At 59.7% G+C, this 10,827-nt stretch carries 11 protein-coding genes; 2 read left to right on the top strand and 9 right to left on the bottom strand.

Features of this window, described 5'->3' with window-relative positions:
• The 3 genes from GBC55_RS28955 to hutC all read right to left on the bottom strand — a co-directional run.
• Positions 1-153 (bottom strand): hypothetical protein (locus tag GBC55_RS28955; protein WP_162441045.1); only part of this gene is annotated, 153 nt, incomplete at its 3' end.
• A 537-nt stretch (positions 154-690) separates the two neighbouring features.
• Positions 691-1,260: a HutD family protein gene (locus GBC55_RS28950; protein ID WP_162441044.1), complete on the bottom strand. Its 570-nt coding sequence runs from the start codon at positions 1,258-1,260 to the stop codon at positions 691-693.
• The gene (gene hutC, locus GBC55_RS28945) at positions 1,257-1,967 is read right to left on the bottom strand and encodes a histidine utilization repressor (protein ID WP_162441046.1); all 711 of its coding nucleotides are present in this window, start codon (positions 1,965-1,967) and stop codon (positions 1,257-1,259) included. The genes GBC55_RS28950 and hutC overlap by 4 nt, the downstream gene beginning before the upstream one ends.
• 147 nt (positions 1,968-2,114) lie before the next feature.
• Between hutC and GBC55_RS28940 the strand changes: the two genes are divergently transcribed.
• Positions 2,115-3,479 (top strand): formimidoylglutamate deiminase, encoded by a 1,365-nt coding sequence (locus tag GBC55_RS28940; protein ID WP_162441043.1) that lies wholly within the window; start codon positions 2,115-2,117, stop codon positions 3,477-3,479.
• Positions 3,480-3,601: 122 nt separating this feature from the next.
• Here GBC55_RS28940 and GBC55_RS28935 read toward each other — a convergent pair whose 3' ends face one another.
• Complete coding sequence (locus GBC55_RS28935) at positions 3,602-4,171, bottom strand: lipocalin family protein (protein WP_162441042.1); 570 nt, start codon at positions 4,169-4,171, stop codon at positions 3,602-3,604.
• A gap of 31 nt (positions 4,172-4,202) precedes the next feature.
• Positions 4,203-4,457: an outer membrane protein assembly factor BamE gene (locus GBC55_RS28930; protein ID WP_162441041.1), complete on the bottom strand. Its 255-nt coding sequence runs from the start codon at positions 4,455-4,457 to the stop codon at positions 4,203-4,205.
• 259 nt (positions 4,458-4,716) lie between these two features.
• Here GBC55_RS28930 and GBC55_RS28925 point away from each other — a divergent pair, with 259 nt between their 5' ends.
• Entirely contained in the window at positions 4,717-6,609 is a 1,893-nt protein-coding gene (locus tag GBC55_RS28925; RefSeq protein WP_218576880.1) for a methyl-accepting chemotaxis protein, read from the top strand.
• 148 nt (positions 6,610-6,757) lie between these two features.
• Here GBC55_RS28925 and GBC55_RS28920 read toward each other — a convergent pair whose 3' ends face one another.
• The 4 genes from GBC55_RS28920 to GBC55_RS28905 all read right to left on the bottom strand — a co-directional run.
• Positions 6,758-7,360, bottom strand: a complete 603-nt coding sequence (locus GBC55_RS28920) for a DUF924 family protein (protein WP_162441039.1) — start codon at positions 7,358-7,360, stop codon at positions 6,758-6,760.
• A gap of 2 nt (positions 7,361-7,362) precedes the next feature.
• Complete coding sequence (locus GBC55_RS28915; RefSeq protein WP_162441038.1) at positions 7,363-8,373, bottom strand: class 1 fructose-bisphosphatase; 1,011 nt, start codon at positions 8,371-8,373, stop codon at positions 7,363-7,365.
• A gap of 237 nt (positions 8,374-8,610) precedes the next feature.
• Complete coding sequence (locus GBC55_RS28910; RefSeq protein WP_162441037.1) at positions 8,611-9,984, bottom strand: DUF3999 domain-containing protein; 1,374 nt, start codon at positions 9,982-9,984, stop codon at positions 8,611-8,613.
• Positions 9,981-10,827: DUF2339 domain-containing protein (locus GBC55_RS28905; protein WP_247267057.1), on the bottom strand; the 847-nt coding region annotated here is incomplete at its 5' end. The genes GBC55_RS28905 and GBC55_RS28910, both read right to left, overlap by 4 nt.

The raw sequence follows: 10,827 nt of genomic DNA, 5'->3' as shown, positions 1-10,827 counted from the left end.
CAGTTCTTTAGGGTTCTCGGCGACTTCCGGGTCGAGGTTGTTCATCAACATGCGCAGCGGCGCTTCAGTCAGCCAGCTTTTGGCGGTCAGCGTGTTACCGCGGGCGGCACGGATTTCAACGTCACGGTACTTCGTAGGTTTATTGTCAGTCACGAAAAAGACTCCTCAGCGATCAATTCAAACCAACCCTGGCAGTGGGCAAGCCAGCCTGTGCGCATCGTTGCGCCACAAGCGAATCAGTGGACGCTGCGGAGAGTCTCGAATGACTCATACGCATACGTCTTTACTTGTACATACAAGCATATGCAATCAAGCGGCCAACTTGCCGGATGGTTGTTCAAGAAAAATGCTGAAACGCTTTGAAACACTGGTAGAGCAAGGGCTGGGAGGGAAATGAAATTTTTGCGGAGGGCTTTTGAGCGCAGGGGGATGGCTGTTACTTGGACGAGGTTTTGCGCCACGCTGGGGCGTTCGGTAACAAAGTGGTGCGCGGAGGGGAACGGTATGAGTACCGCTTTTGTGGTGGTGAAGGGATCTTCTTGTGGCAAGGGGATCTTCTTGTGGCGAGGGGATTTATCCCCGTTGGACTGCGCAGCAGTCCCATATCTTTAGGGCCGCATCGCAGCCCAACGGGGCGGTGCGACGTTTCGCTAAATCCCCTCGCCACAGATAAACCCCCTCACCACAGGTTTAGCGTGCAGTCAGTTCGATCACGCAGCATGGGCCGTTGCTGGAGATTTCAAGCAGGCCGGCGTTACCGTTGAACTGCAGGCAATCATGACGACCCAACTGTGCGTCGCGTTGATCAACCTTCACTTCCAGGCCATCGGCAACACTGAACACCAACACAGTGCCCGCCGAACTGAAAAACCGTTGATCGCCATCCAGCCACTGCAATCGTGCGTCGTAACGCTGCGGCGCATAGATCAGGTTGAAGTCGCGAATCGGGCCACCCACCAATGCACAGGAAACCTGGCTCTCGCCGCTGAAGGAAAACGGGTCCAGCGGTAACAACGTTCGCGTGTCCTGACCGTCAACCCGCAAGGTCATGCCGTCGCCCTGCAGCACGGTGATCACTCGATGATACCCGGCAAAGGTGGAAAAACCGCCCGACTCGCCGATGTCGGCAATCGACAGGCGCCAGCCGAAGCCATCAAGACCGGTGCCGGCGTCGCGAGTGATTTCTTCAGTGCTACCCCCGCCGTTTTTCCACGGCATGCGAGGGTAATCCTTGGCGCGTAGAACGTTCATTTCTTTCATTTATGGAACCGACCTTCCAGACGATGACGGGAACCGGGGTGGATCAGGCGAGCGGCTGTTACCGGCTGGCGGCCAGACCAGGTGCGACGACGAATCAGCAGGCAGGGCTCGCCCTTTTCAATCTGCAGCAGTTTGCATTCGGTCGCTTCAGCCAGTATCGCCTCGACCACGTGCTCGCCTTCAGTCAGCGGCGCCACCTGGTTCAGATAGGCATAGGGCGTTTGCAGGGTGAAATCCTGTTTGAGGTAGTCCGGCGCCACCAGTGCGTTGACGAAACGATCCTCGATTTGCACCGGGATATCGTTTTCAAAATGCACGATCAGCGAGTGGAAGACTTTCTGGCCTTCGCGCATGTCCAGCGCCAGGGCACGCTCGGAACCGGCCGCCTCTTCTTCGAGGGTGATGACCTTGCAGGTGTGACGATGACCGCGAGAGGCGATTTCGTCGGCGATGTTGTGCACTTCAAACAAAGCGGACTGACTTTTCGGCTCGGCGACGAACGTGCCGACACCTTGCATGCGCACCAAAAGACCGTCGGCGGTCATCTCGCGCAGCGCGCGGTTGATGGTCATGCGGCTGAAACCCAACTGGCTGACCAGCTCGCTTTCCGACGGAACGCGGTAGTGAGGCGGCCAATTACCGCTGTCGATTTGCTGGGTAATCATCTGTTTAACGCGGGCGTACAGGGGCGCCGGACTGTCGCCCATGTTCGCGGCCAACGGAGAGACTGCAGGCGGAGTCGGCACGGTTAATCCTTTGTTCGTCTGGATGAGATTGCTAGCTTGCCGGAGTTTACCGAGCAGGCAAACGTCTGTATATGTATATACAAATAACACACGATGGGGTGCTGAACCATGTCCGCTTTCTTTGCCGAGCGCGCGCTTCTGCCTAACGGATGGGCCAATAACGTACGTCTTGAGGTCAGCGCCGATGGCGTATTGACTCATGTCCAGGCTGATTCCACTGCAGATGGCGCCGAAAGGCTGAGTGGCCCGCTACTTCCGGGCATGCCGAATTTGCACTCCCATGCGTTCCAGCGGGCAATGGCCGGGCTCGCCGAAGTGGCGGGCAATCCGAACGATAGTTTCTGGACCTGGCGCGATTTGATGTACCGCCTCGTCGGAAAAATCAGCCCGGACCAACTCGGCGTCATTGCCCGTCAGCTGTACATCGAAATGCTCAAGGCGGGCTACACGTCCGTCGCTGAATTTCATTACGTGCATCACGACCTCAACGGCCAGCCTTACGCAGACCCTGCCGAGCTGGCTCTGCGCGTCAGCCAGGCCGCCGCCTCTGCCGGCATCGGCCTGACGGTGTTGCCGGTGCTCTACAGCCACTCCGGGTTCGGCGGCCAAGCCCCAAATGAGGGTCAGCGCCGTTTTATCAACAGCACCGAGAACTACCTCAAGCTGCAGTCGCGCTTGCAGCCGATCCTGGCGCAACAACCGGCGCAATCCCTTGGTTTGTGCTTCCACTCGTTGCGAGCGGTCACCCCGCAGCAGATCAGCGAAGTGCTCGCCGCCAGCGACAAGCAATGCCCCGTGCACATCCACATCGCCGAGCAGCAAAAGGAGGTCGATGACTGCGTGAGCTGGAGCGGTCGCCGTCCGCTGCAATGGCTGTACGAAAACACTGAAGTCGATCAGCGCTGGTGCCTGGTCCACGCCACCCACGCCAACCCGGAAGAAGTCACGCTGATGGCCAAGAGTCGCGCCATCGCCGGGCTGTGCCTGACCACCGAAGCCAACCTCGGCGACGGGATCTTTCCGGCGGTGGATTTTCTCGCGCAGGGCGGGCGCATGGGCATCGGTTCCGATAGCCATGTGTCATTGAGCGTGGTGGAAGAGTTGCGCTGGCTGGAATATGGCCAGCGACTACGCGATCAGCGGCGTAACCGGTTGTATGGCGCGGATCAGCCGATGGTCGGCCGTACGTTATACGACGCAGTACTGGACGGCGGCGCGCAGGCGCTGGGCCAGCCGATTGGCGCTCTGGAAGTGGGCAAGCGCGCTGACTGGCTGGTGCTGGACGGCAATGATCCGTACCTGGCCACGGCCAGTGGCGACGGGATTCTGAACCGTTGGCTGTTTGCCGGTGGCGATCGTCAAGTGCGTGATGTACTGGTCAACGGCCAGTGGGTCGTGCGTAACGGACGTCATGCGGATGAGGAAGAAAGCAGCCGGGCGTTCACTCAGGTCCTGCGCGATCTCCTCGGTTAACGCAAAACAAAATGTGGGAGCGAGCCTGCTCGCGATGAGGTTGTCATATCCAACGGAGATGTTGACTGACAGACCGCTATCGCGAGCAGGCTCGCTCCCACAGTTTTGATCTTCGGTAACCTTTAGTTCGAGGTCTTGGCCATCTGTGTATCCGACGCCCGCCAGATCAGCCGCGTGGTGTCGTAACCCTGCTGACGCGCCTTGCTCAGCAGTTCTTCACGCACTACACCATTGACCGAAGGCGTCCGGGACAGCAGCCAGAGATACCGACGACTTGGATCGCCGACGATGGCGGTCTTGTAGTCGTCGCTGACGTACAACACCCAGTATTGCCCTTTCGCTACACCCGGCAGCAATCGCGAAAACCAGGTATCAAACTCGACCCACAACTTGTCGGTCTTGCCCGGCACCTGTGGATAAGCCGTGCCCTTGGCTTCTTCCCATTGCCAGTCCGCCGTCAGGCAACGGTTGAGCACCAACACATTACCGTCGGGCTTGAGCGTGTAATGGGCTTCGGATTGCGCGCAGTTGCGCTGGAAATACATCGGCAAGCGCGCCAACTCATACCAGGTGCCCTGATACTTCTTGAGGTTGACGCTGTTGACGGTTTTCGGCGCCAACGGATCTTCGCCAGAAGTGGCGCAGCCGGCCAATACCAGGCCCGCTAAAAGTACAAAAAATAACCGCTTCATTGTTTTTCTCCCGTGGGCGCGTAGCCCCGGTTTACTTCAGGCCTTGGCCAGAAAACATCAACACTTTGTCACCGGCGTATTGCACGCTGATAAAGCTGTTCTTGTCGCCCCAGGTGCAACTGGACATGCCCAGCGCGCCCGAACAATCGGCGGGTTTACCCAGCAGGTTTTCAACCTCGGCCTTGGGCATACCGGCAGACAACTTCGAGTAGTTTTCCTGATTGACCTTGCTGCATGCGGCCAACAACACGCAGAACGAAAGCAGGGCGATAGAGCGCAGCGACATGGTGTAGCTCCTGGGGCGAAGGGGGTTGGCATGGCTGCCAAGCAGAAGCTTAGAAGAGAAAACCCCTATCTGGTTCCCCGGAGGACTGGCTATTTATCAGGCCGCTCGTCTGCCATTTGCCGAAAAATCAGCGACTTTCTCGCGCCAATGAACATTTCGTCGATTTTCGACAAAGACGCCTAATCTTTGGCGCCGACCGGTCGACATAGAAGCAGCGCAAGCCCCCCTGTTGATCAGCCCCTCCGCGGTAGCTCATTTAATGACCAGAAACATGAAGTTCAGCCACAAGATCCTGTTGGCTGCTGCCCTCGTGGTGGCCGTTGCATTTGCCTGTTTCATCCTGTTCAACGACTACCGCCAGCGCCAGACCTTGCGCAGCAGTACCGAAGCGTCGATGCAGGAACTCGGCAGCCTGACCACCAGCAACATTCAGACCTGGCTGGAAAGCCGCATTCAGTTGCTGCAATCGCTGTCCCAGCAGATCGCCGCGGACGGCAGCGCCCCGGCCAGCCTCAAGCGGGTTATCGACCTTCCGGCCTACACCAGCAATTTCCAGCTGAGCTACTTCGGCGGCAGCGACGGCGTGATGTTCTCGGTTCCGGCCGGCAATCGCGCTGCGGACTACGATCCTCGCGCCCGTGGCTGGTATAAGGCGGCCAACAGCGCGCAACAGACCATCGTCACCGAACCGTACATCGCTGCGTCCTCCGGCAAGCTAGTAATCACCGTGGCCACTCCGGTTCAGCGCCAGGGCCAGATGATTGGCGTTGCAGGTGCGGACATCGACCTATCCAGCGTCAGCGCGATCATCAACTCCCTGAATTTCGGCGGCCATGGCCACGCATTCATCGTCAGCGCTGATGGCAAGATTCTGATTCACCCGGACAGCAAACTGGTGCTCAAGAGCCTGGCCGACGCCTACCCGAACGGTGCGCCAAACGTCAGCCCTGGCATGAAAGAAGTCGAGATCGATGGCACAAGCCAGTTCATCTCCTTCACCCACGTCAACGGCGTGCCGTCGGCGGACTGGTACGTGGCGCTGGTGCTCGATCAGGACACCGCGTTCTCGATGCTCAGCGAATTTCGCACGTCGGCGATCATCGCCATGGTCATCGCGGTGGTCATCATCATCGCGCTGCTGGGCATGCTGATCAGCTTCCTGATGCAGCCGCTGCTGACCATGGGCCGCGCCATGCACGACATCGCCGAAGGCGAAGGTGACCTGACCAAACGCCTGACCATCCACGGCCATGATGAATTCGGCGCCCTGGGTACTTCATTCAACCGCTTTGTGGAACGCATCCATACATCGATCAGCGAAGTGGCATCGGCCACAGGTCAGGTCAACGAAGTGGCGCTACGAGTGGTGGCTGCCTCGAATTCGTCGATGTTCAATTCCGACCAGCAAGCCTCACGCACCAGCAGCGTGGCGGCGGCGATCAACGAACTGGGTGCCGCCGCGCAGGAAATCGCGCAGAACGCCGCCCTCGCCTCTCAGCATTCGAGCGACGCCCGCGCCCTGGCGGAAGACGGCCAGCAGGTGGTCGACAAGACCATCGCCGCGATGCAGCAACTGTCAGCGAAGATCAGCGATTCCTGCGGCAACATCGAAACGCTCAACAGCAACACCGTGAACATCGGGCAGATCCTGGAAGTGATCACCAGCATCTCGCAGCAGACCAATTTGCTGGCGTTGAACGCCGCCATCGAAGCGGCCCGTGCCGGCGAAGCAGGCCGTGGTTTCGCCGTGGTGGCTGACGAGGTGCGCAACCTTGCGCACCGCACTCAGGATTCTGCGCAGCAAGTGCAGAAGATGATCGAGGAATTGCAGGTCGGTGCGCGTGAAGCGGTCAGCACCATGACCGACAGCCAGCGCCAGAGTGAAAGCAGCGTTGGCATTGCCAATCAGGCCGGTGAACGGCTCGGTAGCGTGACTCAGCGTATCGGTGAGATCGACGGGATGAACCAGTCGGTGGCCACGGCAACGGAAGAACAGACGGCCGTGGTGGAGTCGATCAACGTCGACATTACCGAGATCAACACGTTGAACCAGGAAGGCGTGGAGAACCTGCAGTCGACTCTACGCGCGTGTGCAGACCTTGAGCAGCAGGCGGCGCGGTTGAAGCAGCTGGTCGGCAGCTTCAGAATCTGAGCCAGATTTACAGGCCCCTTCGCTGGCAAGCCAGCTCCCACAATTATCTGTGGCGGACACGCATTAAGTGTACGGCACAGCCCCCTGTGGGAGCTGCGGTGCGACGATTCGACTTGCCAGCGATGACGGCATCAGCCGCAATTAAAATCTAAAACCTGGAACCAGGCTTCGAAAGAAACTCCAACTCCTCAGCCGTAGACTCCCGCCCCAACACCGCATTGCGATGCGGAAACCGCCCGAACTGCGCGATCACCTTCTGATGCTTCTCGGCGTAATCCAGGTAATCGGCAAACAGCGCCCGGTCGTCTTCAGGCTGTTGCGCCACCAGATCGATGTAGCGCGAGATGCACTCGTTCTGCACCGCCAGATTCTCGCAGTGCTCAAACACCAGATAGATGAACACCCGCTGGATCGGCCGCAATTGCCGATCGAAATCCGCAGCAATGCCCTGCGCTACCAGTGCCTGAGCCCTTGGATCGCCTGAAAAGGATTTTGGAGTGTCGCGAAAGATCATTCGCGGAACTTGATCGAGCAGCAACACCAGGGCCAGCCAACCTTCGGGACGTTGCGTCCACTCGGTCAATCCGCCGGCCAGTGCCTGTTCGACCCAGTCCCCGAAACGCTCGCGCGCTTCGACGTCCTGGCTGTCACGCTTGCCGAACCACAACTTGCCCTTCTGTGCCGCCACCTCGGTGGATGATTCGCAATCTCCGAACCACCATTCAAGCAACGGCTGCCAGGGCGCGGTCATGTTTATTCCTTGTGGTAAGCCGTGACGCGTTCAACTTCTTCTTTCGAGCCGAGGTACACCGCTACGCGCTGGTGCAGGCCTTCAGGCTGAATGTCGAGGATGCGCTGGTGGCCGTCGGTGGAAGCGCCGCCAGCCTGTTCAACCAGGAACGACATCGGGTTGGCTTCGTACATCAAGCGCAGCTTGCCCGGCTTCGACGGCTCGCGGCTGTCACGTGGGTACATGAACAGACCACCACGGGTCAGGATACGGTGCACATCGGCGACCATCGCGGCGACCCAGCGCATGTTGTAGTTCTTTTTCAGCGGGCCTTCATCACCAGCCAGCAGTTCTCCGACGTAGCGCTGTACCGGCGCTTCCCAGTGACGCTGGTTGGAGGCGTTGATCGCGAACTCCTGAGTGGACTCCGGGATCGTGATGTCTTCGTGAGTCAGTACGAAGCTGCCCATTTCACGGTCCAGGGTAAAGCCTTTCACGCCGTCGCCCAGGGTCAGCACCAGCATGGTTTGCGGACCGTAGATGGCATAGCCGGCAGCAACCTGCTCGGTGCCTGGCTGCAGGAAGGCTTTTTCATTCAGCGCTTCGTTCTGGCTCAGGTATTCGCTCGGGCAACGCAGTACCGAGAAGATGGTACCGACCGGTGCGTTGATGTCGATGTTCGACGAACCGTCCAGCGGGTCGAATACCAACAGGTAGGCGCCTTTCGGGTATTTGCCCGGGATCTGGTAGGCATTGTCCATTTCTTCGGACGCCATGCCGGCCAGGTGACCGCCCCATTCGTTGGCTTCGAGCAGGATCTCGTTGGAGATGACGTCGAGTTTCTTCTGCACTTCACCTTGGACGTTTTCGGTGCCCATGCTGCCCAGAACACCGCCCAGGGCGCCTTTGGAAACGGCGTGGCTGATTTCTTTACAGGCGCGCGCCACCACTTCGATCAGGAAACGCAGATCGGCAGGCGTGTTGTTGCTACGGGTCTGCTCAATCAGATAGCGACTCAGGGTAACGCGGGACATGGAAGGCTCCGGTGGAATGGGGGACTGAAAACCCGCGCAGTTTAACGCGAGTCGGGGCGCATTTCCTCCTATCAGACGTGAGATGCCGAATAGAGTTCATGCGCGGGGTTTAGCGTAGTTCGAAACGGGCATTTTTACCGACCATTGAACCGCTATCGCGAGCAGGCTCGCTCCTACAGTGTCACGCGTACTCATTGTGGGAGTGAGCCTGCTCGCGATGGTGCGCAGCACCGGTCTTCACGGCTTGACGGGCGGTTTACGCAGCAAACTGAACGCCATTGCCGCCAGAAACAACACGCTCAACAGCAACACCGCCCACAACCCGAACTTCTTCCAGTTCGTGTCCGTCGTAGCGGCCGCTGTCACCGTGGAAGTAGTACTCAACACGGCTGCGCCTTCAACCGACGCCTTGCCCAACGCCGCCCATTTCGCCGCGTTGTAATCCGGGATCAACGTCGACAACGGCAGGTTCGCCGCCTTCGCCGTCGCACTGCCCAGCGCCAGCGTGTAAGGCCCGATGCCGCGCGCCAGGAACACTAACTGCGTCGATCGTACGGCGAAACGGATCGTCGGCGCTTGCGCTCCCAAACCACCACCACGTTCGTCCACCACAAGCTTCAACTGCTGCACGGTTTGCCCCGGCAGTTGCAGCTCGTTTTGCATCACGTCCTGGCCATTCTGGGTCAGGCGATAGAGCAACCCGGTGCTTAATGCTTGCCACGGCAGACTGCTTTCCCGACGGCCGGACACAATGGCTGGCGCCAGACTGTTGGGCTGACTCAACTCGACCTGAACGCGCTCGACATTCAATCCCATCGGTAATTGCCAGGTGTATTCACCCGCCTTCACGCTGCTGCCCGCCAACGGTTGCGACCAGACCAACGGCTGCGGCACGTTGCGCGCACTGACGCTTTCGACTTGTGCCGAGGTCAAGGCAGGTGCCGATTGTGGTGAGCTCCAGAGCAGGCGCAGGTAACGCGCCGTCTGCCCCGGCAAACTGACTTCACGTTGCTCGACCCGTTCGTCGGCAAACGTCAGGCGCGCGACTTGCCCGTCGCCCCAGGATTGCCAGTGCTGCAGATCATCGCTGGCTTCGATGCTGAATCGCTGGAAGCCGTCGCGATCGCTGGTCCAGTCGAGGATCAATTGCTGCAACGGCGCTTTGATGGCGCTGGCGTCCAGCAACCAGCCACGCAGCACTTCTTCGCCGGCCTCGAGTTGGCTGGATGGCTGCACTTCGACCAGCGTGCCGTTGGCGGTCGATTGCACTCGCACACCCGGCGCGCGTTCGGTGGAATCGGCGGCGCTGTACAGCGGGAACCATTTCACGTCGGACAGCACACGTTGCTCGCTGGATTGCGCCGACGCCCGAACCAAGGCGTAGGCCTGTGGCTCACCGGCAGCGTTGAAGACGCGCACATCGCTAAGATCTGTCTGGCGTGCATTCAATTGCACATTCAACGGCAGCTCAAGGCGATACCACGGCCCTTCCCCGCTCACCGACAAGGGCACCTGCGTGGTGAAATCCGCCGGTTTTTCCTGAGCATTGGCCGTGAGCGCCACACCCAACGCAACGGCACCCAACCATCCCAGGTTCAGCTTCTGACTCAAGACGACACTCCTTCGGTTTGCGGGGCGGGCTTATCCGCCTCCGGCGCAGCTTCGGCACGCTTGGGTGGCAGTGGGGCAAAATAGCCGACCACCAACAGCAACACACCCACGCCGATGAACGACACGATCCGCGCCAGTCCGCCGCGGTTACTCAATTCGACAAAGAACAGTTTGGCGACCACGACGCCGATCAGCGCCGCACCGATCAGCCAGACTTCGCGGCGATGACGCAGATGGCCGCCAATCATCAAGCTCAACGCCATCAAGGTCCACACGATCGACAGCCCCGCCTGCACCAGCATCGATGCCAGCAGCGCATCCAGCTCGAAGGGAACGCCACCCCAATGATGAGCGGTGCGCATCACCAGCGCGGTGAAGAAGGCAAACAGCGAGACACCCGCGACCAGTTGGCTGGCGAGATCAACGAAGGGCTTGCGGATCGCCAGTTGCGTCACGGCGTATCGGGACCAGACGAACACGCCGAACAACGCGAACAGCAGCCCCAACTCCAGCGGGTTGATCAGCGGCGCATAGGGCAAGGGCTCGGCGGTGCCGTCGCTGACAATATTCGCCAGCCAGAACCAGCCGAGCATCAGCAACGCCAGAGGCGCCGCCGCGTAGAGACGGTATTCACGAGGATAGGCGGACACCGGCCATGGCCAATTGCGCGGCGCGGCCATCAGCACCAGGTACAGGCTTGGCAAAATCGCCCAGCCCAGCCAGCGCCAGGCGTTGTATTGCTCGGACAACAGCAGCAAGCCGTAACGCAACTCCAGGGCCAGCACGCCGATCAACAGCCAGGCGCCGAGCACATGGGCGGCGCTGATCGCACGGGGCGCCAGC

This window comes from Pseudomonas sp. TNT3 (genome assembly GCF_010095445.2).
Classification (GTDB): Bacteria; Pseudomonadota; Gammaproteobacteria; order Pseudomonadales; family Pseudomonadaceae; genus Aquipseudomonas.
The sequence above is the reverse complement of the archived record's forward strand: the minus strand, read 5'-3'. Positions and strand labels throughout refer to the sequence as shown.

Bases quoted from the DNA above. Each gene is read 5' to 3' on its own strand.
- GBC55_RS28950 (WP_162441044.1), bottom strand. From the start codon at position 1,260: ATGAAAGAAATGAACGTTCTACGCGCCAAGGATTACCCTCGCATGCCG.
- hutC (WP_162441046.1), bottom strand. From the start codon at position 1,967: ATGGGCGACAGTCCGGCGCCCCTGTACGCCCGCGTTAAACAGATGATT.
- GBC55_RS28940 (WP_162441043.1), top strand. From the start codon at position 2,115: ATGTCCGCTTTCTTTGCCGAGCGCGCGCTTCTGCCTAACGGATGGGCC.
- GBC55_RS28935 (WP_162441042.1), bottom strand. From the start codon at position 4,171: ATGAAGCGGTTATTTTTTGTACTTTTAGCGGGCCTGGTATTGGCCGGC.
- GBC55_RS28930 (WP_162441041.1), bottom strand. From the start codon at position 4,457: ATGTCGCTGCGCTCTATCGCCCTGCTTTCGTTCTGCGTGTTGTTGGCC.
- GBC55_RS28925 (WP_218576880.1), top strand. From the start codon at position 4,717: ATGACCAGAAACATGAAGTTCAGCCACAAGATCCTGTTGGCTGCTGCC.
- GBC55_RS28920 (WP_162441039.1), bottom strand. From the start codon at position 7,360: ATGACCGCGCCCTGGCAGCCGTTGCTTGAATGGTGGTTCGGAGATTGC.
- GBC55_RS28915 (WP_162441038.1), bottom strand. From the start codon at position 8,373: ATGTCCCGCGTTACCCTGAGTCGCTATCTGATTGAGCAGACCCGTAGC.